The 26,315-nt window shown below is 33.6% G+C and carries 23 protein-coding genes; 1 reads left to right on the top strand and 22 read right to left on the bottom strand.

Annotated elements, in window-relative coordinates:
- Nucleotides 1–175: 175 nt before the first annotated feature.
- The 20 genes from ftsZ to FS935_RS06710 form a co-directional block, all read right to left on the bottom strand.
- Entirely contained in the window at nucleotides 176–1,324 is a 1,149-nt protein-coding gene (gene ftsZ / locus FS935_RS06615) for a cell division protein FtsZ (RefSeq protein WP_146946789.1), read from the bottom strand.
- A gap of 44 nt (nucleotides 1,325–1,368) precedes the next feature.
- Nucleotides 1,369–2,652, bottom strand: a complete 1,284-nt coding sequence (ftsA, locus tag FS935_RS06620; RefSeq protein ID WP_146946790.1) for a cell division protein FtsA — start codon at nucleotides 2,650–2,652, stop codon at nucleotides 1,369–1,371.
- Nucleotides 2,653–2,822: 170 nt separating this feature from the next.
- Nucleotides 2,823–3,185 carry a small basic family protein gene (locus FS935_RS06625; protein WP_146946791.1) on the bottom strand — a complete coding sequence of 121 codons (363 nt, stop codon included), beginning with the start codon at nucleotides 3,183–3,185 and terminating at the stop codon, nucleotides 2,823–2,825.
- Between the two features lies 1 nt (nucleotide 3,186).
- Complete coding sequence (locus FS935_RS06630) at nucleotides 3,187–3,915, bottom strand: DUF881 domain-containing protein (RefSeq protein WP_146946792.1); 729 nt, start codon at nucleotides 3,913–3,915, stop codon at nucleotides 3,187–3,189.
- 124 nt (nucleotides 3,916–4,039) lie between these two features.
- On the bottom strand, nucleotides 4,040–4,744 hold the full coding sequence (locus FS935_RS06635) for a DUF881 domain-containing protein (protein WP_146947096.1): 705 nt from the start codon (nucleotides 4,742–4,744) through the stop codon (nucleotides 4,040–4,042).
- Nucleotides 4,734–5,519, bottom strand: coding sequence for a cell division protein FtsQ/DivIB (locus tag FS935_RS06640; protein ID WP_146946793.1), 786 nt, complete (start codon nucleotides 5,517–5,519; stop codon nucleotides 4,734–4,736). The genes FS935_RS06635 and FS935_RS06640 overlap by 11 nt, the downstream gene beginning before the upstream one ends.
- A 215-nt stretch (nucleotides 5,520–5,734) precedes the next feature.
- Complete coding sequence (murB, locus tag FS935_RS06645; RefSeq protein ID WP_146946794.1) at nucleotides 5,735–6,643, bottom strand: UDP-N-acetylmuramate dehydrogenase; 909 nt, start codon at nucleotides 6,641–6,643, stop codon at nucleotides 5,735–5,737.
- A 59-nt stretch (nucleotides 6,644–6,702) separates the two neighbouring features.
- Nucleotides 6,703–7,797, bottom strand: a complete 1,095-nt coding sequence (gene murG / locus FS935_RS06650) for an undecaprenyldiphospho-muramoylpentapeptide beta-N-acetylglucosaminyltransferase (RefSeq protein ID WP_146946795.1) — start codon at nucleotides 7,795–7,797, stop codon at nucleotides 6,703–6,705.
- Nucleotides 7,798–8,155: 358 nt separating this feature from the next.
- Entirely contained in the window at nucleotides 8,156–9,256 is a 1,101-nt protein-coding gene (spoVE, locus tag FS935_RS06655; RefSeq protein WP_146946796.1) for a stage V sporulation protein E, read from the bottom strand.
- 96 nt (nucleotides 9,257–9,352) lie between these two features.
- Nucleotides 9,353–10,708, bottom strand: a complete 1,356-nt coding sequence (gene murD, locus FS935_RS06660) for a UDP-N-acetylmuramoyl-L-alanine--D-glutamate ligase (protein WP_146946797.1) — start codon at nucleotides 10,706–10,708, stop codon at nucleotides 9,353–9,355.
- A complete protein-coding gene (gene mraY / locus FS935_RS06665; RefSeq protein WP_146946798.1) occupies nucleotides 10,709–11,683 on the bottom strand; it encodes a phospho-N-acetylmuramoyl-pentapeptide-transferase in 975 nt (324 codons plus the stop codon).
- A 433-nt stretch (nucleotides 11,684–12,116) separates the two neighbouring features.
- Nucleotides 12,117–13,586 (bottom strand): UDP-N-acetylmuramoyl-L-alanyl-D-glutamate--2,6-diaminopimelate ligase, encoded by a 1,470-nt coding sequence (locus FS935_RS06670; RefSeq protein ID WP_146946799.1) that lies wholly within the window; start codon nucleotides 13,584–13,586, stop codon nucleotides 12,117–12,119.
- Between the two features lie 336 nt (nucleotides 13,587–13,922).
- The gene (locus tag FS935_RS06675) at nucleotides 13,923–15,866 is read right to left on the bottom strand and encodes a stage V sporulation protein D (protein ID WP_146946800.1); all 1,944 of its coding nucleotides are present in this window, start codon (nucleotides 15,864–15,866) and stop codon (nucleotides 13,923–13,925) included.
- Nucleotides 15,867–16,023: 157 nt separating this feature from the next.
- Complete coding sequence (locus FS935_RS06680; RefSeq protein WP_240050842.1) at nucleotides 16,024–18,201, bottom strand: penicillin-binding protein; 2,178 nt, start codon at nucleotides 18,199–18,201, stop codon at nucleotides 16,024–16,026.
- A gap of 112 nt (nucleotides 18,202–18,313) precedes the next feature.
- On the bottom strand, nucleotides 18,314–18,682 hold the full coding sequence (gene ftsL / locus FS935_RS06685; protein ID WP_146946802.1) for a cell division protein FtsL: 369 nt from the start codon (nucleotides 18,680–18,682) through the stop codon (nucleotides 18,314–18,316).
- A gap of 53 nt (nucleotides 18,683–18,735) precedes the next feature.
- Nucleotides 18,736–19,668 (bottom strand): 16S rRNA (cytosine(1402)-N(4))-methyltransferase RsmH, encoded by a 933-nt coding sequence (rsmH, locus tag FS935_RS06690; RefSeq protein WP_146946803.1) that lies wholly within the window; start codon nucleotides 19,666–19,668, stop codon nucleotides 18,736–18,738.
- Nucleotides 19,669–19,739: 71 nt separating this feature from the next.
- The gene (gene mraZ / locus FS935_RS06695; protein ID WP_146946804.1) at nucleotides 19,740–20,171 is read right to left on the bottom strand and encodes a division/cell wall cluster transcriptional repressor MraZ; all 432 of its coding nucleotides are present in this window, start codon (nucleotides 20,169–20,171) and stop codon (nucleotides 19,740–19,742) included.
- Between the two features lie 124 nt (nucleotides 20,172–20,295).
- Entirely contained in the window at nucleotides 20,296–21,924 is a 1,629-nt protein-coding gene (gene bshC / locus FS935_RS06700) for a bacillithiol biosynthesis cysteine-adding enzyme BshC (RefSeq protein WP_146946805.1), read from the bottom strand.
- Nucleotides 21,925–22,217: 293 nt separating this feature from the next.
- Nucleotides 22,218–22,610 (bottom strand): DUF3397 domain-containing protein, encoded by a 393-nt coding sequence (locus FS935_RS06705; RefSeq protein WP_146946806.1) that lies wholly within the window; start codon nucleotides 22,608–22,610, stop codon nucleotides 22,218–22,220.
- The gene (locus FS935_RS06710) at nucleotides 22,611–23,507 is read right to left on the bottom strand and encodes a 2-dehydropantoate 2-reductase (protein ID WP_146946807.1); all 897 of its coding nucleotides are present in this window, start codon (nucleotides 23,505–23,507) and stop codon (nucleotides 22,611–22,613) included. It abuts the gene before it with no gap.
- Nucleotides 23,508–23,781: 274 nt separating this feature from the next.
- On the opposite strand from FS935_RS06710, the gene FS935_RS06715 reads away from it, so the two are divergent.
- Nucleotides 23,782–24,246: an N-acetyltransferase gene (locus tag FS935_RS06715; protein ID WP_146946808.1), complete on the top strand. Its 465-nt coding sequence runs from the start codon at nucleotides 23,782–23,784 to the stop codon at nucleotides 24,244–24,246.
- A gap of 296 nt (nucleotides 24,247–24,542) precedes the next feature.
- Here the strand turns inward: FS935_RS06715 and FS935_RS06720 are convergent, their stop codons facing one another.
- Both FS935_RS06720 and FS935_RS06725 read right to left on the bottom strand, forming a co-directional pair.
- The gene (locus tag FS935_RS06720) at nucleotides 24,543–25,193 is read right to left on the bottom strand and encodes an RsfA family transcriptional regulator (RefSeq protein ID WP_146946809.1); all 651 of its coding nucleotides are present in this window, start codon (nucleotides 25,191–25,193) and stop codon (nucleotides 24,543–24,545) included.
- 134 nt (nucleotides 25,194–25,327) lie between these two features.
- Nucleotides 25,328–26,101, bottom strand: a complete 774-nt coding sequence (locus FS935_RS06725; protein ID WP_146946810.1) for an enoyl-CoA hydratase/isomerase family protein — start codon at nucleotides 26,099–26,101, stop codon at nucleotides 25,328–25,330.
- Between the last annotated feature and the right edge of the window lie 214 nt (nucleotides 26,102–26,315).

Consider the following 26,315-nt stretch of genomic DNA (forward strand, 5'->3'; position numbering starts at 1 on the left):
TTTCATCCATTTTTCTAAAAGCTCCTTAAACTAGTTGGTGTTTAGTGTTTACTATTAAATCTTTTATCACTTCCTTAATTCTTTTAGCTCCATAGTTGTAAATAGTAAGTAGCAGAAAGAAATAAAAAAAGGTGCTAAATTCGTTTGAATTTTAGCACCTCTTTTATGTGTCAACTTAACGACGCTTATTACGGTTTCTTAAGAAAGTTGGAATATCCAATGTGTCATCAGACTGTTGTTGCTGAACATTATTACGAGTTGTATCTTGTGGCATTTCCTCACGTTTATTTTCACGTTTTGGAGCCGGCTTTGTCATTGTATTAGTTGCACCACTAAACTGACGTGGCGGTTGCTTCAATGGATTTGTATCTTGTTCTGCAAAGCCAGTTGCTATAACCGTAACAATAATTTCATCTTTTAGATTCTCATTAATAACAGATCCGAAAATCATATTTACTTCTTGATCAGAAGCAGTAGCAACAATATCAGCTGCTTCTTGTACTTCATACAAGCTTAAATTCATTCCGCCTGTAATGTTCATAAGAACACCTTGAGCCCCATCAATTGATTTCTCTAATAATGGACTAGAAATAGCTTTCTTCGCTGCTTCTGATGCACGATTTTCTCCTGTAGCTACACCAATACCCATTAGGGCAGATCCTTTATTAGACATAATTGTTTTTACATCTGCAAAGTCCAAGTTAATTAACCCTGGTGTTGCAATTAAATCTGAAATACCTTGTACACCTTGTCTTAATACATTATCTGCTTCTCTAAATGCTTCTAACATAGGAGTATTTTTATCTACAATCTCAAGTAAACGATCGTTAGGAATAACAATAAGGGTATCTACAGATTCCTTCATCGCTGAAATACCGCCTGCAGCTTGCATTTGACGTTTACGACCTTCAAATGTAAATGGTCTAGTCACAACACCAACTGTTAATGCTCCTAAATCCTTAGCAATCTGGGCAATAACAGGAGCTGCGCCTGTTCCTGTTCCACCACCCATTCCAGCCGTTACAAAGACCATGTCAGCGCCTCTTAATGCTTCTTCTAGCTGCTCTCTACTTTCTTCAGCAGCTTTTTTCCCAACCTCTGGATTAGCACCTGCACCTAAACCTCTAGTAAGTTTAGAACCTATTTGCATTTTAACTTCTGCTTTAGATAAGTTTAAAGCTTGTGCATCAGTGTTAACTGCTATAAATTCAACACCTTGTACCCCGTGCTCTATCATTCGATTAACAGCGTTATTACCACCGCCACCTACTCCGATTACCTTGATGGTCGCCAAGCCGTCAATATTTGTATCAAACTCCAACATGCGAAATCCTCCTAATCCATCAAATGACTTCTAATTGATGTGTACTATTCAAAGAAGTAGCCAAAAAATTTCTTTACTTTATTAGATTTTTTCTCTTCTTGCTGTTTTTGCGGTTTTGTTCGATGTTGCTGAGGTTCTTGAGCTGCTGCTACCTCAACAGCATTTACCGTAACATTTGAACCAATTTTTCTACCTTGTATCTTTGCATTTTTATGAGCGAATTGAATTAATCCTACGCCTGTCATATATTGTGGTTCTCTTACACCAATATAATCCGGACTGGCGATTCTTACACTATTTTGAAGGATTACTTGTCCTAATTCAAGTACACCTGGCATTCTAACCGTACCTCCAGTAAGAACAAATCCACCAGGTAAATCTTGTATTCCGAGTCTCCTTAATTCATGTACTAATAGCTCGTAAATTTCTTCCATTCTTGCTTCAATAATATCAGCTATCTCTAATTGATTAAAGGTTCTTTTTTGATCAGAACCTATTACAGATGCCTCAAATATTTCGTCTTCAGATGCATGGTCATAATAAGCATGTCCATACTTGAGTTTAATTCGTTCAGCTTCATCTGTTGTAGTTCGAAGTCCGATAGATAAATCCTTTGTTATGTGCTCTCCACCAAGAGGTAGAACACTTGTTGCTACAAGATGGTTTTGTTCAAAAACAGCAATTGTTGTTGATCCTCCACCTATCTCAACTAGAGCAACACCCAGATTTTTCTCATCCTTTGATAATGCGACAGAACCTGCTGCTAATGGTTGTAAACAAATGTCTGTAATCTCTAAGCCTGCACGCTCTACACAACGTAATAAATTATGTAAAATCGTCTTAGAACCTGTAATGATTGTTCCTTCCATCTCTAGACGAACACCTAACATCCCTCTTGGATCATTAATCTCATCTAAACCATCAACAATAAATTGTCGTGGAATAACATCTATTATTTCTCTTTCAGGTGGAACTGATATAACTTGAGCAGCATCTAAAACCCTTCTAACATCTTCATTAGATATTTCACGGTTCTCACTGGAAACAGCTACTACTCCATGACAATTTTGAAGGTGCACGTGGTTACCAGTAACACCAACAACAACTCTTTTCAAAGAAATTCCAACCATTCGTTCTGCTTGCTCTACTGCTTTTTTTATAGAATGAACGGTTTCATCTATATCAACTATAGATCCTTTTCTTAATCCTTCTGATTTTACATTACCAACACCAATTATGTTCAAAGCATCATTTGTCATTTCACCAATAATTACTTTAACACTGGATGTACCGATGTCAAGACTTACAAATAGTTCATTGCTGTTCATTCTAAGGCACCTCCTCATCTATTACTACTCTTCTTATTCTAATCTTCGAAGAACAACATGACAATGAATCTAGTTTTACATATTTGTAACAAAATATTTTTTGAATATTTATTGATTTTTGCTTCACTAGTGTTTATTCGTCAAATAATTCGAATTTCCTTTTTAAATAATCAAGTTTTTTTCATTTTTTCTCTAGAAATTGACCATTTTGAAATTAAAATTCTTCTTATCACTGCAATATTTTGGAACAATCTAACACCAAAAGCAAAAACAGCTACTAGATACAAGTCTACACCAAGATGAACACCGAGAAAAGCTAAACTTGCAGCAAGTATAATGTTAAAGAAAAAACCTGACACAAACACTATTTCATCATAGATATCTTGCAAGTGTGCTCTAATACCACCTAATAATGTATCAAGGGCTGCTAAAATAGCGATTGATAAATAATTAGAATATTCAGGGGGAATTCGTAGCTCTGATACAAGACCTAAAAAAACACCTAAAATCAAACCTAGTATTGGTAGCCACATATTATCCCCCTTCTTTCTCTGCTTCTATAGGTTTCATGTTTTTCACTCGAATTGTGTCCTCATAAGCTGGAATAGTTATGTTTTCTTCTGGGTTAGAAATAAACAAACTTAGATTATCGATTGCAAAATCCTCATCTGTTGTTGAAGCATTCATTCGATTATAAAGCTTTTCGACATTTTCGGAAATAACTTTTATTTCTATCGGAAAGGTATGTAAACTTAAATTATCCATTTTTGTTTGGCCATTGATGTCTCGTATGACCGTTGAGTTAATAACTCGCCTTCCTTGAATGGATATATCTGTTGCTCCGTATGAATTCAATTCATTTATTAACCGCTTAAGTAGTTCAGGTGAAATGTCTTGAATTTGGGACCCAATTAATTCTTCAGAAAACAATTTGTCTATCTTAATCGTAATACCTGAACCTTTCACCTCTGTTAGTCCCGCTTCTTCCTTCAATATATTTAATGTCTCTTTTAACGCGGTCTCCGGATTTTGATCTTCTTCATCTTCATAGGTTTTTAGCATCTCATTATATTTTCTGATTTCACTTGAAAGTTCAACTTGTAATTGTTGCTGTTTCTTTAAATCCTCTCTAAGCTGCCACATATCTCGTGTATCTCTTACGATAGGTTCTTGTATTGTGTGAAATTGCACCGCAAGCATCATTCCAAATATCATCAAAAGGATAGTAAAGCTAATACCCCTTTTCCAATCCTTACTTTTCATACAAACCACCTAGCTATTCTTTACTTATATAAACCTTACTAAATCTTACCTCATATGTGATAAAACAATGTATCTAACAGATATCGTGCTCAAATAGCAGCAAGAAGTAAAAAAAGTCCAGACCTTAAGAAGAAGTTTTTTGCTCTTGCAACAAAGGTTCCATTTTTATCTTATCTTTTTTTTCAATAGATACCACTATGTTATCGTAAGCAAGTTGATCAATAATTCCTCCAGTAATATTTAAAGATGGTATTAAAACATTTGGATCACCAATCGCTGTTATTACAAACGGGGCAGGAAATTGGTTGCCATCAACGGTTATGACAGGTCCGTTGCAATATATATAAGAATGACTTGATAACCTCTGACCATTTACAGACACTGAGTCGGCACCAGAGATATATAATTCATTGATTACGTCAAAAATATGACTTTCATGAACAATATAATTGTTAACATTTTCTCCCTCAGGAACATATGATGCATCTTCTAAAACAACCTCTACACCTTTTCCCTCGACCGCAACATCCCCAACATACATACGGTACTTTTCTACATCTTCTACAAGATTAAAATATACCTGTTTCTGATCTTTTAATGCTTCTTCTATTTTCTTTACTTCTTCCTGTTTCGCATATAATTCTTTTTGAAGTTCTCTGTTCATTTTTTCATTCATAACTAATTGAGACCTTATAGCATATTCTTTATCCCATTGCTCAGGAGAAATTGTCCGATTTTCGTTTCTTTCTTTAGTCAACTGAAAAGAATATGAAATTAAAAACCCTAAGACAAGAAGGACAAGGGATAAAATAACATAACTACCCCTCAATTTCACTTTCATTTCCTTCCTCCTCTTTATTTAATTGATCGTATGACCTAAAGTAGGATCCCACTTCTAAGTGAATAACACCTCTACTATTCTCATCAAGCGAATTCACTATGCTTGGGTAAGATTCCATTTTTTTCGAAAATGTTCGCACTGAGGCAATAACTTCAAAACCATCATTCATATATAATTTAATAAGCCAAGGATCTGTCTTACCTGGAGTATGATGTATTTCGGAAATTGAATTTGTTATAGTAGGTGATATTTTTTTTAATTCACTAACTAGTTCTTCAATTTCTTCATTACTCTTCCAATTTATTAAAATTGGAGCATCAGCCGGTGTTGTGACAACTTGATCTTGAAGTGCTTGTCCATTTTCTAAGATAGGAAAATACGCACCTGCTTTTTCAAGGTAAGCAACACTTTCAAATTCCTCTACCTGCAAAAAGATATAATTAGGGACTTGTTTTTGAATCTCCACTTTTTTGATTTGCAAATGCTTTTCGATTTTTTCTTTTACATTATCAGAATTTATATTCCAGAATCCTGTTGACTTTGATATGCCGCTCATTTCAATAATTTCACCTGAAGTCACATAATTATTGCCACTTACAGTTATCCTAGAAACTTTACTTAATGGAGATTGAAAATAGATAACAAGTAATATTAATAGGAAAAATATTGACAAAAAAGAAATAAGTCTGCGATTAGTCTTGTGTTTACGCTGCTGTTGTAATTTAGGTATGCGGTCTTCTAACGAAACAACTTTTTTTTCCAATCAATTCACCCCACCCTAGCATGAATAAGCTAGGTAGTTTTTCATTTTTTACTGAATAATAGTTAAGTTCTTTAAAATCTACTTGTTGCCTCACAAAAAATCTAACATTTTTAATGTAAATGATAAAACAAACGGCATATAAAATGCCGTTTATTTTATCTAACTATTTTTTGTTATTATAACACAATAAAAGGAAATATAGGGATCTAATGTGATTATTTACTACCTATTATTTCAACTTCCGTTTCCATTTTTATACCATACTTATCAAAAATTGATTTCTTAACAAAATCGATTAAATCTAGCACATCCTGGGCTGTTGCTTCTCCCGCGTTCACAATGAAATTACCATGCATATCAGATATTTTCGCTCCACCTATTTGGTAACCTTTCAAACCAGCTTCTTCAACTAATTGACCTGCATAATTAGGCAATGGGTTACGAAAAATACTACCAGCACATGGAAAATTCCACGGTTGTGTATCTCTTCGATAGTCTTTGTTTTTTTGCATAATCGCAACAATATCTTCCTTTTTACCTTGTTTTAGCTGTAAAACAACCTCAATACAAATCCCTGGTCTTTTCTCTTGAAGAACAGAGGTACGATATGAAAATTCTAACTCTTCATTTGTTAACCAAGTTAATTGTCCATCCTCAAATAAAACAAGAGCTTTGTTCACTATTTTAGACATATCAGATCCATGGGCACCAGCATTCATATATACTGCTCCACCAATAGACCCAGGTATACCACTGGCAAACTCTAAACCTGCTAGACCCTTCTTACTTATAATTGTAGCTAACTTTATAATAGAATACCCTCCACCAACAGTCAGCGTATCACCATCAATTTTCATTTCATCTAGTCCAGTTCCTAATTTAATGACAACACCTTCGATTCCCTTATCAGCAACTAGAAGATTTGAACCTCTTCCAATAGCTCTCCATTTAGCACCGTTAGATTTAATAATTTCCAATGCCTTTTTTAAATTCTCACTATTAGAAGGTTCAATCAATATATCAGCAGGACCACCAATTCTAATTGTAGTATGTTTTGCCAACGGTTCATTTTCAAGTACTTTTCCTATGTTAGCATCTTTTAATTGCGTCAATAATTTACTCATCACTACCTCCTTGATATAAACAAACAGAGAAAAAATAAATAATCCATATCTATTTCTATTTATTTCCCACTAATTTTTTGCATAACTTTATATAATCTTTGAGCTGAATCTGGTATACCTAATCTTTTCGATGCTTGACTCATTTCATCTAGTTTTATTTGATTTAACAAAATATGATCAATTGTCGAAAGGAGAGTATTACCATTTAATTCTTGCTCTTTCAGTAAAATAGCAGCATCCTTATCGCTTAATGATCTAGCGTTTACTTCCTGATGATTTGCCGTAACGTATGGACTAGGAATTAAGATACTTGGTAAACCAAGTGCTGTAATCTCAGCTAATGAGGTTGCACCTGCTCTTGAAACAATTAAATCAACAGCTGATAATACCTCTGGCATATTATGAATAAATGGTTTTATAATAACATGAGAGGAATCACTTAATTTATTAATCTCCTCCATTACTTTTTCATAATGTACCTCACCAGTTACATATACAACTTGATATGACTTACCAGCTAAAGTAGGTATCATTTGTAACACCGCATCATTAATTGCCCTAGCTCCCCTACTACCTCCAAAAATCAGCACAGTTTTTTGATGAGCTTTTAAACCTAACGATTGTCTGCCTTTTTCGGCATCTCTGCCAAGGACTTCAGATGCTCTTGGATTACCTGTTAAAATTACTTTATGCTCAGGAAAGTATTTTTTTGCGTCTTCAAAACAAATTGCTACTTTATCAACATATCTTGATAAAAACTTATTCGTTACTCCTGGCAAACTATTTTGCTCATGAATAATAGTAGGTATATTTAGTTTTGAGGCAGCATAAACCACTGGTCCGCATACATAGCCACCAGTACCAATTACAACATCCGGTTTAAAATCCTTCAAATATTTCTTACAAATAGTTACGCCTCTTAAAAACCTCGTAATAGTCTTTACGTTCTCAAAAGAAATCTTCCGTTTAAATCCTGTGATCTCAATAGCCTTAAAAGGTATCCCCGCTCTTTTCACAATATTATTTTCTAATCCTTTTTCAGTGCCTATGTATAAAAACTCCACATTAGGATCATGCTTTTTTATTTCGTTAATTAAAGCTAATGCTGGGTAGATATGTCCACCTGTTCCACCACCACTTACTACTACCTTCATAGCTGTCCCCCACTTCTCCTGATATATATAGATTTTTTAATTGTACAATTGAAGATATAAGACTTTTTTCGGAAAATTTTTGCTAATTATCTTAATCATATGTTTAAAGAACAGTACTTTTTCTTTTACATACCTATACTAAGACAAAAAAGATACTATAGACTGTATTCTTCAACTTACAAATACAATTAAATTTCTAAATAAAAAATTCACATATGTAAAACGTATTTAAGGCTGACTATTAAGGACTGCTTAGAGGATATCCTCTTAAGTTTGTCACTCACCAATTGTCAGCCTTAATTTTAACTTCTTATATTGTATATGATAAATAACTAATAATAAAACTTCTTTTCTTAATTCAGTATTTAGAATATCGACTAACATTCAATAAAACACCTATTGCCATCAACATTAACGTTAGTGATGAACCTCCATAGCTTAAAAATGGAAGAGTAATCCCAGTAACAGGCATCAACCCTGTAACAACTCCTACATTGATCATAACTTGAATGGCAACCATTGTGATAATACCTATTGCTAAGAAACTACCATATAAATCTGGTGCCCCAAGTGCTATCCTGATTCCTCTCCATAGCAATAGTCCAAATAATAAAATAACAAATGATCCACCTATAAAACCAAGTTCTTCTGCTAAAATGGCAAAAATGAAATCTGTTTGAGGTTCTGGTAAATAAAAGAATTTCTGTCTACTTTGCCCAAGTCCTAAACCAAACAAACCACCAGGTCCAATTGCATACAACGACTGGATAATCTGAAATCCACTACCTAATGGGTCTTCCCAAGGATCTAAGAAGGAAGTGATTCGTTTTATTCTATATGGTGCTGATAAGACAAGAGCAATAAACCCAGCGACTCCTATTAACCCTAACCATACGAAATGAATAACTCTTGCACCTGATACAAAAATCATCACAATACAAGTTCCAACCATTACTGTACCTGTTCCTAAATCTGGTTGTAGCATAATGATTCCGAAAGCAGTAAAAACAAGACCCAGTGAAGGGACAAGACCCTTTTTAAAAGAAGTTATTTTTTTCTGATTTTCAGATAGGAACTTTGCTAAAAATGCAATCATGGCTAATTTCATAAACTCAGAAGGCTGAATTGAAAATGCACCAACACCTATCCAACTACGAGAGCCATTTCGTTCCATTCCTATTCCTGGAATTAATACTGCAACTAGTAGAAAAAAACAAATGATTATTAACATTTTAGACCATGTTCTCCAGGTCCAATAGTCAACATTCATAATAAAAAACATCGCGATTACACCAACACCTGCAAATAACAGCTGACGTTTTGCAAAAAAGAATGAATCATCGAATTTATAAGTCGCCCAAACTGCACTTGCACTGTATACCATGACAAGACCAATTGTTAAAAGAAGTAATGTTAGAATAACTAATATAAAATCTGGTGTAGACTTTTTTGCTGTCAACGCCGAACACACCCCTGTATCAAGTTTATTAAGGGCTGTATCGTATATAGAAAAGCGCGGAATGCACCGTCTACAAGTAAAACATTGTACAAGCCCTTAGTTAAGCTTATGCACGGCTTGAATAAAAATGTCTCCTCTTTCTTCAAAAGTTTTATACTGATCCCAACTTGCGCAAGCTGGTGATAATAAAATAACATCTTCTGTTGTGGAAACTTCAAACGCCGTATATACTGCTTGTTCCACATTATCGACACGTTTGATTACTTCTATTCCAGATTCTTTTGCTATCCGTTCTAATTTAGGTGCGGTTTCTCCAAATAAAACCATCGCTTTTACATTTTTTAAATATGGCTTTAATTCATCAAACTCATTACCTCGGTCAAGACCACCAGCTAACAATATAGTTGGTGTATGAAAAGCCTTAAGTGCTTTGCTTGTTGCCAATATATTTGTTGCTTTAGAATCGTTATAAAATTTCCGTTTTAATACTTCTCCAACAAATTGAAGTCTATGTTTTACTCCATTAAAAGAAGTTAACACTTTTCTAATAGCACTGTTCGTCACACCGAGTAGTTTTACTGCAGATATTGCCGCTAGTACATTTTCAACATTATGTTCACCTGGCAGAACAATATCTTTTAAGGAAATAATACGTTCACCTTTAAACCAAACACTTTCATCTTTAAGATACGTTCCATCCATACATTCTTTTGTACTAGAGAAAAAAAGCTTTTCTGCATGAGAGCCTTCAGCACTACGCATAACATCCTCATCATCATAATTAATAATAGCTACATCTGTAGAGGATTGATTTTCATAAATTTTGCCTTTTGCATAGATATATTCATCTTTTGTTCCATGATAATCTAAGTGGGCATCAAATATATTTAAAATCATAGCTATTTTTGGTTTGAATTCTCTAGTTCCTAGTAATTGAAATGAAGATAATTCCATAACAATCACATTATCCTTCGTAGCATCTTGTGCAACCTCGCAAGCAACTGTTCCGATATTACCTGCAATAAGTGGTCGCTTGTTATCAACAAGAAGCATTTCGTATATAAGGGTAGTTGTTGTAGTTTTTCCATTTGAGCCGGTAATGGCAATAATATCTGCTTCAGAAATTTTATATGCAAGCTCTACCTCTGTGATAATAGGTATGTTTTTTTCTTGAGCTAATTTTATCAGTGGATTTGAATAAGGTATGCCTGGATTTTTTACAACTTCATCAATTTGGAATTCATCCAATATAGTTAGTGGATGGTCTCCAGTAATTACTTTGATACCTACTTCGATCAATTCCAAAACTGCTGATTCTTGTTTACTTGCCTTTAAATCATTTACTACTACATTTGCACCAAGCTTATGTAATAATTTAGCGGCTGCTAAGCCGCTTTTTGCCAACCCTATAACTAATACATTTTTATGTATATATTCGTTTGTTTTTTTCAATTACAACCACACCTCAATATATATTCCAAGTACTGCAAATATTAAACCTATTGTCCAAAATGTCACAACAACTCTCCATTCAGACCAGCCTACTAGCTCATAATGATGGTGAAGGGGACTCATTTTGAATATTCGCTTACCTGTTGTTTTAAAGGAAATAACTTGAATGATAACAGATAAAGTTTCGATAACAAACACTCCACCTATAAGTACAAGTAGGATTTCCAACTTAGTTAATATGGCAATCGTAACAATCGCACCACCCAATGCCAGTGATCCGGTATCACCCATAAACACTTTTGCAGGATGTGCATTAAAAACTAGAAACCCTAGAACTGCACCTACTACTGCAACAGAGAAAATAGCAACATCTAGTTGAGATTGATTCCAAGCAAGTACTGCAAATGCACCAAAAGCTATCGCAGCCGTTCCTGATAACAAACCATCTAAACCATCAGTTAAGTTAACTGCATTTGATCCCCCAACTAACATAAAGATAACTAGCACAACATAACCCCAACCTAAATCAAAGGAGAAATTTGTACCTGGAATACCAATATCAGTTGAAAATCCATATTGTGTATAAACAATATAAAATATAATTGCGATGATTACTTGCCCTAATAATTTTTGTCTAGACGTTAAACCAAGGTTTCTTTTCATTACAACCTTTATAAAATCATCTAAAAAGCCTAACAAACCGTACCCTACTGTTACAAATAATAATAAATACATCTCGACACTTAACTGAGAGTATTTGCCGGTCATCACAATCGTAGTAATAATAATCGCAAAGATAATCATTACCCCACCCATTGTAGGTGTACCTGATTTCTTTTGATGTGATTTTGGTCCTTCCTCTCTTATACTCTGACCGAATTTTAATCTTCGTAGAAATGGAATAATAAGTGGGGATAATAATACACTTATTAAGAATCCCATTGCAATTGTAATTAAGATCGCCTGCTCTAACATGTATAATCCCCCCTTTCTATCAATGTCTCATTACTATATACGAGCATGTTATATATGCAAATATCATATGTCTTAATTTTAAAAATATGTTTTCCTATCGTAATTTCAATCATCTTATCAACTTCTCTTTCTATCTATGTTACCTATTCTATGATTAAAAAAGCTCTATAACCACACAATTTTACTTGTGTACCATAATCCAAATAGAATAGATTTTTTTATTTTTGAATACGTTAAACCATTATATATTTTTGTTACAGACATTCTCACTCTAGGCAAATCCATTATTTATTCGCGAGAGCACCTAAGGCACTTACGCCTGTCGGCTCTCTCTTTGGTGTATTTTTCCTATGAATAGTATAATGCACAGCTTTAACTAACTCCCGAATGAATCATAAATTGAATAGTCAACTTGTAGAATCGTCTATAGAACTTATTTTTTAAATAATCCGATCGCATTTATTGCGATTTCTTTGTCGTCAAAGTCAAGAGTGTGGTTTCCAATTTGTTGATATGTTTCATGCCCTTTACCTGCAATTAAGATAACATCACCTTTTATTGCTTTTTTTACAGCTAGCTGTATCGCTTCTTCTCTGTTAGGAATTGAGTGATAGTGCAAACCTTCCACTCCCTTTTCCATATCTTTCAATATCATTAAAGGATCTTCACTTCTTGGGTTATCAGATGTAAAGATTGGTTCATCACTATAATCAGAAGCAATTTTAGCCATAAGAGGACGTTTGGTTTTATCTCGGTCCCCACCACAGCCTACAATACAAAATACTCGACCTGTAGCAAATTGTTTAATTGTCTGAAGTACGTTTTCTAAACTGTCCGGTGTATGTGCATAATCAACGATAACTGTAAAATCTTGGCCTGCATCAACCAATTCAAAGCGACCTCTAACTCCTACCATCGACTCAATTGCTTTAATAATTACCTGTAGATCGATTGATGAAGCTAGACAAGCAGCAACTGCTGCTAAAACATTATAAACACTAAACTTACCCACCATATTTATCGTTACTATTTTTTCAGCATTTGGTGTAATAAGAGTAAACTGTGTTCCTTGTGATGTCATTTTTATATCTTTTGCCATAATGTCTGCTTGTTGATCAATTCCATATGTTAAAATTTTTGCGGCAGTCATTTTTTTGTATTCTTTTGATGCCTCTTCATCTTCGTTTAACACAGCAACCTTTATTTCGTTATGATTGAAACGGTTTCCTAGCTGTGCAAATAAGAGACCTTTTGCAAATTGGTAATCCTTCATCGTTTCATGATAATCCAAATGGTCTTGTGATAAATTTGTAAATACTGCTACATTGAAATCACAACCATGGATTCTCCCTAAATGTAAGGCATGAGATGATACCTCCATAATTGCATGTGAAACTTCTTTTTTCATCATTTCACTAAAAGTTTTTTGTAGTGTTAAGCTTTCAGGAGTGGTATTTTTAACTGTTTTAAGTTCATCAGCAATTTTTATGTACATCGTCCCAATTAGACCAGTTTTCTTATTTGCTTCATTTAATATACTTTCAATAATGTGTGTTGTTGTTGTTTTTCCATTTGTACCAGTTACACCAATGAGGTGCATATGATGAGTAGGTTGACCATAAAAGATATCAGCGAGTAGAGCCATTGCTCTTTTAGTATCTTTCACAATAATAACAGGTACATTTACATCTATTTCCTTTTCAGCAAGAATTGCAACAGCTCCATTTTCAACAGCCTTATTAGCATAATTGTGACCGTCAACTGTATAACCTTCAATACAAATAAACAGGCTCCCATTACTCACTTCTCTGGAATCCATTTCAATCGATTGAATAATAGGATTTTCGGTAAAATCATAGATTTGATGATCGTTTAAATATGTAAGTAATTCATTTAATTTCATAATATATTCCTACTTTCATTTCAAAGCTTCAATTCTGAGATCACTTAATTGATGTTTTTTACTCAGTCCTTATTTTATCTTACTTATAAAAAAAGAGCTATCCTTCTTCGTTTTATTTCTTGATAAAAATAGGTTTTTTTCTGATATATTGTGAATTTATCAATAATCTTAGCTCCATGAAGCTTTGTTGTTAAATTGTTGTCATTAACTTTTAAATTAGTATAAGTTGTTTAAGCGTTAGGTGCGAGACTCCAACAGGTGGGACAAATATTATACTAAAACAACAGAAAGAAAGCGTGCCATCTATCATTTTTAAAAATGGCATGCTTTCTTTTATTAATCTTTATCTGATTTTACACTTTTATCTTCACCTAAATAGACACGTAATTTGGAACCCTCTTTCACTTTCACACCTTCACTCGGGGATTGCTGCACAACAACCTCTCCTTCACCAGAAACATCAAGCTTTAAATTAACTAATTGCTCTGATAACTCTTGTTTCGATAACCCTATAATATTCGGTACTTCTACTAATTTTGTGTCCAACCAGTTATATTCTTTTTCTATCTGGTCTTTTCTTGGCTTAACACCTATTTCAGGAAGAACATCTCTCATTATATTCCCAACAATCGGAGCTGCTACTGTCCCACCAAACTGAACTGTGCCTTTAGGATTATCAACAGCAACATATATTACAACTTGCGGGTCATCTGCAGGAGCAAACCCAATAAAGGAAACAATATGATTATTCTCCATATATTTTCCATCCTTAACTTTTTGAGCTGTACCAGTTTTCCCACCTACACGATAACCATCAACAAACGCGTTACGACCTGTTCCTTGTGCAACAACACTTTCAAGAGCATAACGAATTTCCTTTGATGTTTCCTCAGAGATCACCCTTCGTTTTGCCTCAGGAGTTTGTCTACTTATCACTTCATTTGTAACAGGATCGACCCATTCTTTAGCAATATAAGGTGTATATAATATCCCTCCATTAACAGCAGCAGATACTGCCGTAACTTGTTGGATTGGTGTAACAGAAACACCTTGACCAAAAGCTGTAGTTGCAAGCTCAACAGGACCTACACGCTCAGGCTTAAACATAATACCTGTACCTTCACCTTGTAAATCAATGCCTGTTTTTTGGCCAAAACCGAAATTTTTAATGTACTTGAATAGTGTTTCTTCACCAAGTCTTTGTCCTAACTCAACAAAACCTGGATTACAGGAGTTTTGAACAACCTCTAAAAAAGTTTGATGTCCATGTCCTCCTCTTTTCCAGCATCTTAATCTAGCTCCATCTACCTCAACTGAACCAGTATCATTAAATTCATCTTTCTCAAGATCCACCTTTTGTTCTTCAAGCGCTGCAGCTAACGTAATAATTTTAAATGTTGAACCTGGTTCATATGTGCTCCATACAGGCAAATTTCGATTATAAACTATAGGATCTACATTCCTGAAATTTGCAGGATCAAAATCAGGTCTACTTGACATACCAAGTATTTCCCCATTATTTGGATTCATTGCAATGGCAATAATTCCATCTGGGTTATATGTAGCCTGTACATTATCTAATTCTCTTTCAATAATGGTCTGAACTCTAGAATCAATTGTCAGTTTTAAGTTATTCCCATCTACAGGTGATGTATAATCATCCGCTTCATCAGGCATACGTTGACCTTTAGCATCAGAGAAAAATTTAACATATCCTTTTTCTCCCTTTAACTGCTTATCATAAAATGATTCTAACCCTAATAATCCTTGGTTATCAATACCCGCAAAACCAAGAACATGTGATAAATAGCTACCATAAGGATAATATCTAATCGAATCCTCAGCAATGTAAACACCTTTAATATCTAAATCTCTCACTTCATTTGCTTTTTCATGAGAAATTTTCCGCCCCTCAGGATTTATACGTTCTATAGATACCTTATTAGTAAGATGTCCATAAGCTTTTTCTTCTGACATATTTAAAGTCGCTGCCAGTTTTTTTGCAGCTTCAGCAGGATTTTCAATTTGTCTTGGAACAACATAAATTGATGGCGCACTCATATTCGTGGCCAGCTTTACACCATTTCGGTCTAAAATTTCTCCCCGTTCAGGTTCGAACGGTATATTTCTGCTCCACAGGTCTTTTGCACCTGAAGTTAATGAATTACCAAGAAAGAACTGAACATATCCTAGACGTATATCAATCACTAAAAAAATTATCAACCCAAAAAGCAAAGTTAAAGCAAGTCGCTTTCTTACAGTTACATTTGATACCCGCATATCCTATCCCCCCTTGTCTAGGCTCGTTGTAAAATATATGCTTGTACATAGGAGAATAGAACATAGAAAAGTAGAGATGATATTTGAACCCGGTCCCTAAACTTCATATAAATAATGACAAAAAGAAGTTACTCCGATTGAGTAACTTCTTAGCTTATTATTCTTCTTTTTCTAAAGCTTGATCGTCAGAGGATTTGCGAGTATTTAACGTAATTGTTAATAAATCTCCTGCTTTTACGATACTGTCCTTCTTAATACTTTGTTTTGTCACATATCCTGATCCTTCCGTTTTTATCGATAAATCTAAAAGATAACCAAACTTCATAACATCTCTTCTAGACCAATCAGTGATATTTGGCATTTTAATAGAATCGGAAGTTTTCAGCAAGATTTTTTCATCATTAATCACTGCTGTATCAGCCTCGGGATATTGAGAGATAATTTTCTGACCATCACCAAGCAATACTGCTTCTAAGCCTAATTTATCAAGCTCAGCTTTTACTTCAGTGAGATTTTTCTCTTCCAATGATGGTAACTTGATTCCAGCATTTTGTGTGGTTGATTCTTTTTCAGAAACAGTACTAGTAGGATCGATTTGTAGGTATTGCAGACTGTTTTTCATAACAGTGTTAAACACTTTTGAAACTGGCATTGCTCCTGCTTGACCCTCTAATTTAGGTCTTTGTACCGCAACATACACAATCAGTTCTGGGTCTTCCTTTGGTGCGATTCCAAGGAATGAAAAAATATAGTTATCATGACCTCTAAGAACTTCACCCGAGTCAGAATACATTTGTGCAGTTCCAGTTTTACCAGCAACATTATACCCTTCAATTTTAAAAGGCTTACCTGTACCTTTTTCTCCAGTTACAACTGTTTCTAATAAATTCAGTACTTCTTGAGATGTTTTAGCAGAAATCGGTTCCCCCGCAATCGTTGGTTTCGTTTCCTTAACGATTTCTTGTGTATCTGTATCTACTATCTTTTCAATAACGAACGGTTTCATCATTTTTCCACCATTAGCTATCGCGGTAGCTGCTTGAATTTGTTGTATAGGTGTAACAGCTGATGCTTGTCCAAAGGATGTAGAGATTTGATCACGGTGAAATTTATAATTGAACTTACTATTAACTTCATCTGGGAGATCAATTCCTGTCGTTTTTAAAAAACCAAATGAGTTGAGATATTGGTAAAATCGATCTGTTCCTAAAAGTTTATCAGCAATTATAGAAAAACCTACATTTGAGGAACGCTGTACACCTTCATTAAAGGTAATCGGTCCCCACCCAGTCTTATTATGGTCATAAATATCTGGTCCATCTACTGAATATGACCCAGACTGATATGTAGCATTACCATTATAGACTCCTTCTTCAATTGCAGCTGCGAGGGTAAAAATCTTCATAGTAGATCCAGGTTCATAGCGTGATGAAACGACATCATTGTAATAAGAATTAATGTCTCTTACATTTGGATCAAAGCTTGGACGTTGGCTCATCGCAAGTATTTTGCCTGTTTTCGGATCTGCCACTACTCCTATGATCTTTTCTGGCGTGTATTCATCAACAACCTGATTCATTGCATCTTCTAAAAAGGTTTGAATTTTCTGGTCAATCGTTAAATAGACATCATTTCCATTTTCAGGTGCCGTTATTTCATCTTTACTATTCGGCAACTTCCAATTATATCCATCTTTCTGGTATTTAACAAAACCATCTTCTTCATGCAAATATTTATCCAAGGTTTTTTCCAGGCCCATCATACCAACAGTTTCTGCACTATCATCTTTTTGCTGAGCATAACCTATTAAATGGGACGCAAATATACCATTTGGATAAAACCTTTGTGTATCACGGCTGAAGATTATCCCAGGAAGTTCAAGCTTCGTAATTTCTTCTTTTAAACTATGACTTATATCCCTTCCCGCTGCACCAAATTCAACCTGGTATAAATCTTTAGAAAGAAGCTTTTCAATTTCATTTATATCCATATTTATCAAAGGTGCAAGCTTTTGAGCAGTTTCAGAGACGTCAATAACATGTTGAGGGTTATCAGGATCAGTTGTTATTTTATCATCAAGAATTGCTACAAGTTTATAAGATGATTTATCTTCAGCAATAACATTACCTTTACGGTCTAATATAGAACCTCGTTCAGCCTCAATTGTTCTCTGACTTTTATACAGTTCTTCGACTTTTGCTGCTAGTGCTTGGCCATGTACAGTACCTGTTGACTGAATGTAAAAGAAACGAATGAATATCGTTAAAAAAAGCAGCGCAAAAAATACTGATAAAATCGCTGCTCCTCTATTCATATTTTTATTTTTTTGAGTCAATTTCATACAAAACCTCCCCATTAATCATACCACCATCGTTCTAAAAATCATACAATACTTTTAAGGGACTAAACTACTATTAATAAAGTAGTCTAGTCCCCAATATACGCTATTAGTCTTGTACTGTTTTAACACTATTTTGATCTAAAGTTAAGCCTAAACCTTTTGCTTTCTCCCAAATTCTTTCGTATGTACTCAGTTCTTCAACCTGAACATGGAGGTCACTATTAAGCTTTGTTTGTTCATATATCTTCGCTTCCATTTTTTGAATATCTACATTCGTTTGATAAATGGTATAGCTACTTGAAACAATTTTTACAGCTCCAATAACAAAAAGTCCAATGAGTAATATAACGAGAAATTTTTCACCTAATGTTATAGAAGCTCTTCTTTTTATTATAATTGGTTCAGTTTTAGGTTGTTGCTGATGTTGATGCTGCTCTTGTCTTTGTTGCTCTATTTTCCTTGCTAAATTACTCATACTTATAACCTCCTTAGATAAATTTACACAATGTAAACTTTAATTTTTGTCCTTTATAACTTCTCAATAATTCTTAATTTTGCAGATCGAGCACGATTATTTTCTTCAAGCTCTTCTTCAGAAGGTAGAATTGGCTTTCTAGTAACTAGTTTTGCTTTGGGTTCATAACCCTCCGGAATAACCGGCATATTACGAGGTAACTCAGGTGGTGTTGCAGCCTCCTTAAAGGCTGATTTACAAATTCGATCTTCCAGTGAATGAAAGGTAATGACACTAACCCTTCCTTCGGGCTTTAACAATTCAATTGATTGTTCAATTGCTTCTTCAAATACCTTTAATTCATCGTTAACAGCGATTCGTATAGCCTGAAAAATCCTTTTTGCAGGATGACCACCTTTTCTTCTAGCAGGAGCTGGGATTGCATCCTTTATGATCTCTACTAGCTCACCAGTTGTCTTTATCGGGTTGTTTTCTCGTTGCGCTTCAATTTTTCTTGCAATTTGCTTTGAGAATTTTTCCTCTCCATATTTAAAGAAGATTTTCACCAAAGCCTCATATGGCCAATTATTTACAACTTCAAATGCAGATACATCTGATTGTTGATCCATTCTCATATCTAAAGGTGCATCATGATGATAACTAAATCCACGTTCAGGTGTATCAAGCTGTGGAGAAGAAACTCCTAGATCAAAAATAATTCCATCAACTTTCTCAACACCTAACGCTTTTAACTCCTCAGCTAAATAGCGGAAATTACTTTTTATAAAAGTTACTTGTCCCTCATAACCAGCTAATTTCTCTTTAGCATTAGCCAATGCAACGTCATCTTGATCAAAAGCATATAAATGACCTTTTTGCGATAATTTCGATAAAAGGTAGCTGCTATGACCAGCACCACCTAATGTACAATCCACATATGTACCATCTTCTTTAACATTTAAGCCGTCTACCGTTTCCTCTAATAAAACGGTTGTATGTTTAAACATAAGTTGTACCACCTTTTCAAATCATTTCTATTAGCTTGTCCACTTTAGTCAATATTTTGCTTAAGTGAAGATTATATATCAAAATCAATCATATTTTCTGCAATCTCTTCAAAAGAATCTTCTTGTTCAGCAACATATTTTTCCCAAATAGGCTTACTCCATAGTTCAATTCGATTTGAAACGCCGATTACAACACATTCTTTTTCTAGTTTTGCATACTGCAAAAGTGGTGTAGCAATGTTAACACGACCTTGTTTATCTAACTCACACTCAGTCGCGCCAGAAAAGAAAAAACGAGTAAAGGCACGTGCATCTTTTTTTGTTAACGGGAGAGCTTTAAGCTTTTCCTCAATTGTTTTCCACTCACTCATCGGGTAACCAAATAAGCATTGATCTAATCCTCTTGTTAGTACGAAGGCTTCACCTAAACCTTCTCTAAATTTAGATGGGACAATCATTCTGCCTTTTAAATCGATGGTGTGTTGATATTCTCCCATGAACATGCTCATTGCCCCCACTTTCTTCCCTTAACTCACCACTTCCCCCCACTTATCTCCACTTCTTATTCTACATTTCTTTTCGCAAAAAAAAAACCCTGTATTAACAGGATTTTCAAAAAAATTTCATTTATAATTTGACAATTTTATGCTTTTGATTAAAAGAATATGACAATTTTAGCAAATCTCTTACAAATTCCGGTCCGAATTTGTTTATATAGTAATAAATATTCCAAATTCTTTCTTGTGGATGTAAATTTGGAGCAAGTGACAATTCCATCGATTTATATTTAGAAAGTTGAACCTGATGCTTTTGTTTTTGGCGCTTTTCCACACTTTTCAAAAGAAAATCAAGATGGTCTTGGATAAAAGCCCCATTTTTTTGCAACATAGGATCTAGACTAGGATCTATTTCCACTGCTGCATGTATCAGACTTGAATGTATTGAAGAAATTTCTTTTTTTGCTTCATCAACTATTTTTTTCATATCCACAGGTGTTACTGAATCCAAATACGATTTCATTGCAGCTTCAATCCCATTATGAAGTAAATCCTCAAGTAATACGCCTGTTTCAATCAAATTCCTTTCAATAGATCTTTCCAATAAAGTAATTTGTAACCTCGGCAATACCGGCGGCATTTTCATTTCCATTATTGAGAAAACTTTCTTTAACTCAGCCCAATATGTTACTTCCCCTGGTCCTGCAATAAATGCAAGTGTCGGGAATAAGAATTCCTGCATTAATGGCCTCGTCACTACATTATTACTAAATTTTTCAGGATTTGTTTCAATAAGATCCATTAATTCTGCATATGAAAATTGGATATTGATATCAGGTATAATAAATTCCCCGTTTATAGCCCGTTCTATAAGAAACCTCTCTCCATCATGGTGATAAAATAAATTTACACTATTTTCACCTAAATCAATTATTGGCGAATAATTATGACTGATCATTTTTTGTTGTTGTTCAACTACAGCAGTATAAATAGATTGATTTTGATCTACTATTAATCTGAAGCAATTTTTCTCCAGACTTCTTAAATCCGGGTCTCCTGAGTTAATTAGTACCAGACCTTCATCCCGAAATAAATTCATAATCACTTTTTCAAAAAAATGAACATATGTATCGGACTCACTTATATCTACTTTTAATTGTTGAATTAATTGATTTGTAAAATCGGTTTCTCCATAAGCTTCAAAAATTTCCTCGATCCACTCTACTGTTTTTTTCTGGTTCAGAGGTAATTGTGAAACAGATTGTTTTTTTAATGGAGAATCCTTTATTGAATGCTTTTTAGGCACTCCGTTTTTGTTAACAAATAGATGATTGATTTCAGCAAAGTCATGATCCTCGCCAGCAATCCAAAATACAGGTATAACAGGTAAACCTAATTTATCCTCTTGTTCTCTTGCTAAGACAATAATTGATATTATTTTATGTATTGTATATAAGGGACCTGTAAGTAATCCAGCTTGTTGACCACCAATTACAACAACACTATCTGGATCCTTTAATCTCTCTATATTATTCAATGTTTTATGATGCCCAGGAAAACACCTGCTAGTATATTCAAATAAATATGAGGATAAAGCATCACGCTGAAAGGAGCGATTTTTTAGATCCAAAGCTCTTCTATTAAATAGTTCTTCAGAATGGATATCATAGTCAAAATATGTTCCATCTTCTATTTTATTGTCCATTAAATCATTCATAAATTGATTTGAAGAGCGTAGGGAGAGTTCAACAATCTCCATTTAGAAACTTCCTTTCTAGATTAAATCTAAAATTTGTGCCGGCTGTTGACAAAAGCTATATAATTCATGTTGGATACAATAACTCCATTTCAAGCACAACGCTTTTTTAAGAATTTGAATCAATAAAAAACATTTTATTGCTTAAGTTTACTGTATTTAAACACATTTTTTGTCCACAATCCAAAATAACATTTAGTTGTATTATGTATTATTTATTATGATATCTATTTATATCAATTTTGAGTATAGCATTAATGGTAAAGAAACAAAAAAACTTTGCCTATAAGAACATTTTATAATGGTAATGTATTTTTTATGATTCCATCAACTACACCATAAAGAGTTAAAAAAAGATAGCTGACAAAAAAAACTAAAAATGAAAGCCTCCACACTTTTTTTGAGGCTGTTGCTATTGATGGCATTTTCGTTTTTTTATAATCAACGTAATAGAAAAGGACTATCAATCCAACTAACACTAATACTATGTGGAGAATAAAAGATTTTTCAAAAATAGCTATAAGATGAAAATGAACAGATGTAATAAAGATAATAGTTGTTATGTCAGCTGTCCAAAGAATTGTTTTCTTTTTATTACCTGCGATATAACGTAAAAGAAAATAAATGGCAATTAAACTTAATAACGGTAGAGTAACAGCAAATGAAACAAACCATTCAAAAATATCCATCTAAACCCTCCCTAAGTTGTTCTCATTCTCAATTCCTTTTACTGCGTAATACAAGAACCTCATATATGGAATGTTTTTTCCATAAGCATGATCAATTAAATACCCAAGTATTGAATCAATCTCTGTTTGCCTTCCTTCTTTTACGTCCTTATACATTGAAGAAACATTACCAGCAGTATTTTCACAAATCTTTACTACGTGTAACCAAAGTCCATCTACATCCCTTTCATTTAATACATCGATAACCTCAAGAAACAATTCATATAATAGCTTTTTAAAATATGGATCCGAAATCAATTCACCGTTTTTAACTTTTAAAACTGAGGTTAAAGAATTAATTGTCGCGTTAACAACTAACTTTTCTTTTAAAATCGGCTCCCATTCTGTAAATAATTTAAACATAAATAACGAATGCTCGTTATTTATAAGTGTATTTATTATTTCTGAATCTATTTTCTGCCTATCATAAAAGGCTATTTTGGTCATCCCTATTCCAGTGTGCTTGACAGTTGTTTCATTTAATTTTAATGCTCCATGTTCTGAAACACCAAAAAGAATTCGATGATGCGATATTTCTGGCATGAACCGAATATGCCCCATACCATTCTGTAGAAACAAGATTGTTTTTGAAGGTTGATCTTTTAACTTCTCAATAATTTCTTCTAACTGATACTGTTTAACCGTAATAATTAAAAATTGTTCTTTATATTCTCTAGAGTCATTAGCATTCATATTCATATGAAATAAATTGTTATCTCTTTGAACAGTTATTCCCTTTTCATTGATAAGATTTGCTTGGACAGCTTTGTTTGTATACAGAGTTACTGATTGATTAATTGAAAGATAATAACTATATAATAATCCTAATGAGCCTGCTCCAATTATACCAACTTCCACTTATTTCACCCACTCGTAAATTCATCTACACATCATCTTTTACTAAACTATAAATTATCATATCAAAGTTACGTTATGATCACTATAAATTCGTCTTTCTCTCTTTAATAAAACTGGGTATCTTCAGTAAGTTAGCAAATGAAAACGGTAACTAAATATGTAACAATATTCGCTTTTCCCATGTTATAATAATTGTAATGTAATAATGTTATGAATTAAATAAAAATTTACTTCGATATACTTATTTATTATATACAGCTAGGAGGAAATGACTATGTTAAAAGTTGAAAGGTTATTAGTCAATTATAAAACATTAGAAGAATTTAAAAAATTTAGAGAGTATGGCATTCAAGAACTTTCGATGCTAGAAGACCTACAGTCAAATATCATCGAAAATGACAGTGATTCACCATTCTATGGAATTTACTATGGAGACAAACTTGTCGCTAGGATGAGTCTTTACCGAGTTGACAAGAAATTTGACCAATATTTCAATCCTCAACAAGACTTTTTAGAGCTTTGGAAGCTTGAAGTTTTGCCTAATTACCAAGGAAAAGGTTATGGGAAAGCACTTGTTGATTATGCTAAAAACTTTCAATTACCTATCAAAACTAACCCACGTGTAAAATCAGGTGACTTTTGGACAAAAATGGAGTTTGAACCTGTTAAATATGATATGGAAAGAGATAAAGGTGAAAACCCTTTAGTGTGGTATCCAGCTGGAGTCTCTGAACAATAAACATAAGGAAAAGTGTAAGCCGGCCTGGAGCTAAGACTTTAAAACTAAGTGCAAGTTTTTATACTTCATATTCATCTTAAAAAACAGTAACAACAAAAAGAAGTAGTGGATAAAATCCCACTACTTTTTTGTTGCTTATAAAATTATCACTCTGTGAAACAGTGCTTTCATCTTATAACTAGTTGAAAAAGATCCTTTAGATACAGTGCAGCTTTTTCAGTTACAAAATTTTCGAAATCAGCATTTACAATAGAGCATCTTTTCTATTTCTAATTAAAATGGAAAAATGCTTTTCCCTACTTTTCAACTCTTTCTAATACTCCATTTTTATCCATTTGAAACTTCACTTTTCGATTTCTCTCATCTTCTTGTAGAATAACCATTTTTCTAACTTTATCCATCACTTCAATTAAAGCATGATAATCAGCTTCAATCACTTGCAAATTGTTTGATAATGTAGTTTTCTCTTGCTTAAGCTTTTTAATAATCTCTTTCAGTTCAATATTCTCAGTTGTTAATCTTTGATTTTCTGCTTGAATTTCATTTACAGCAGGTGCTTCTTCGTACTGTTTAAGAAATGTAATAAGTTCTTTTATTGTATTTGAACTTTGACTTTGGTTTTGATTGACGAATTTTTCATTAGAGACTTCTATCACTTCTTTTTCTTCATTATTTTGATCTTGTTCAACAGAGGATTGCTCCATATCTGAAGTATATGTTCTTAACTCTTTTCTTTGCTTTTTTGCAACTTCAATACCAGTTTTATATTGTTTACGAACATGTGAATTCCATCTAAACCCACATGCTGCTGCAGTTCGAGATAATTTTCTGCCTACTTCTTCAAATGCAGCAAGTTGTGTTGCACCTTCACGTATATGTCTCAGCACCACTTCAGCTAATAATAAATCTTCATCATGTGTCCATGCATCTTGTCGTGTAGTAGTCATCTTAATACCTCCAATAGTCACTTTTAATTAATACATATGCAACTACTAGAATAGATAGACTAATTACACTCTATTACTTATAAAAATATACAACTGGGCCTAAAAAGTATTCAAATAATCTTAACACTGGATGTTCATTCCTTTTTTCTGCTCATAAAATTCGCAACAGCTTGATGATGTTCATCTAACTCCCATAACACTGAACAGTTATATATCTCAGACATCATCCGATTATGTAATCCGGTTTGCTTCCATTGATTTACTTTAATTGATTTATAGGCTCTTATTACATTTGGGTCGGTAACTAATGAATTTTCTATAAATTTGTAAGTAACAGAGTAAAAGTCATCCTCAGTAGAGATAACTTTGTGAATAAAGCCTAGTGATTCTGCTTCTTCAACTAATATTTTGTTTGCAGAGTATAAGAGGTACATCGCCTGATCATATCGTAATTTTTCCAAAAGCATTGTTGCTCCACCCCAACCTGTGGTAATCGCTAATTGCCCTTGAATGAATCCAACAGAAACACCTTGTTTAGCTAATCTAAAATCACAAGCTGTTGCTATTTCACAACCACCTCCTAAAGCAACTCCATTTAACAAAGCATAAGTTGGTACAGGAAAAGTCATTAATTCATACAATATATCTCCCATTTTCGAAAGCATTTGATAGGCTTCTTTTTGTGTTTTCAAAGCATGAAATACCTTTATATCTCCACCTGAACAAAAAGCTTTTTCCCCTTCCCCTGTTATAATAAGCGCTTTCAAATCTTTTCTATCCTTAATAGCCTCAAGACTTAACTTAAGTTGATCCATACTTTCAAAATCAATTGCATTATATTTATCCGGACGATTTAACCTTAATTCAATAACCCCTAACATAGGTTCACTCATGACTATTTTTTGCATGTGTCTTCTTCCTTTCTTTCATTTAATAAGGACTTCCCTCATAAAGTTGTTTTTTTTACATCGTGTAAAAAAGTTTAGTAAGAATCTCATGCACCATTCTTTTTCAGTGTTTTGTATTTATAAGGTTCCTTCTAATAGTTTAGATTTCACAAGACTGTATATAATGCTGCTTCCTTCAAGTTACTAAAAAACATTACGATTCGCAAAATTTTTA

This window comes from Metabacillus litoralis (assembly GCF_007994985.1).
GTDB classification, from domain to species: Bacteria; Bacillota; Bacilli; order Bacillales; family Bacillaceae; genus Metabacillus; species Metabacillus litoralis.

What these genes read in the sequence shown, in the direction of transcription:
- FS935_RS06630 (WP_146946792.1), bottom strand. Translation starts at nt 3,915, where the DNA reads ATGAAAAGTAAGGATTGGAAAAGGGGTATTAGCTTTACTATCCTTTTG.
- murG (WP_146946795.1), bottom strand. Translation starts at nt 7,797, where the DNA reads ATGAAGGTAGTAGTAAGTGGTGGTGGAACAGGTGGACATATCTACCCA.
- ftsZ (WP_146946789.1), bottom strand. Translation starts at nt 1,324, where the DNA reads ATGTTGGAGTTTGATACAAATATTGACGGCTTGGCGACCATCAAGGTA.
- FS935_RS06675 (WP_146946800.1), bottom strand. Translation starts at nt 15,866, where the DNA reads ATGCGGGTATCAAATGTAACTGTAAGAAAGCGACTTGCTTTAACTTTG.
- bshC (WP_146946805.1), bottom strand. Translation starts at nt 21,924, where the DNA reads ATGGAGATTGTTGAACTCTCCCTACGCTCTTCAAATCAATTTATGAAT.
- FS935_RS06705 (WP_146946806.1), bottom strand. Translation starts at nt 22,610, where the DNA reads ATGGATATTTTTGAATGGTTTGTTTCATTTGCTGTTACTCTACCGTTA.
- FS935_RS06625 (WP_146946791.1), bottom strand. Translation starts at nt 3,185, where the DNA reads ATGTGGCTACCAATACTAGGTTTGATTTTAGGTGTTTTTTTAGGTCTT.
- mraZ (WP_146946804.1), bottom strand. Translation starts at nt 20,171, where the DNA reads ATGTTCATGGGAGAATATCAACACACCATCGATTTAAAAGGCAGAATG.
- rsmH (WP_146946803.1), bottom strand. Translation starts at nt 19,668, where the DNA reads ATGTTTAAACATACAACCGTTTTATTAGAGGAAACGGTAGACGGCTTA.
- mraY (WP_146946798.1), bottom strand. Translation starts at nt 11,683, where the DNA reads ATGTTAGAGCAGGCGATCTTAATTACAATTGCAATGGGATTCTTAATA.
- ftsL (WP_146946802.1), bottom strand. Translation starts at nt 18,682, where the DNA reads ATGAGTAATTTAGCAAGGAAAATAGAGCAACAAAGACAAGAGCAGCAT.
- murB (WP_146946794.1), bottom strand. Translation starts at nt 6,643, where the DNA reads ATGAGTAAATTATTGACGCAATTAAAAGATGCTAACATAGGAAAAGTA.
- FS935_RS06720 (WP_146946809.1), bottom strand. Translation starts at nt 25,193, where the DNA reads ATGACTACTACACGACAAGATGCATGGACACATGATGAAGATTTATTA.
- FS935_RS06725 (WP_146946810.1), bottom strand. Translation starts at nt 26,101, where the DNA reads ATGCAAAAAATAGTCATGAGTGAACCTATGTTAGGGGTTATTGAATTA.
- ftsA (WP_146946790.1), bottom strand. Translation starts at nt 2,652, where the DNA reads ATGAACAGCAATGAACTATTTGTAAGTCTTGACATCGGTACATCCAGT.
- FS935_RS06670 (WP_146946799.1), bottom strand. Translation starts at nt 13,586, where the DNA reads ATGAAATTAAATGAATTACTTACATATTTAAACGATCATCAAATCTAT.
- FS935_RS06715 (WP_146946808.1), top strand. Translation starts at nt 23,782, where the DNA reads ATGTTAAAAGTTGAAAGGTTATTAGTCAATTATAAAACATTAGAAGAA.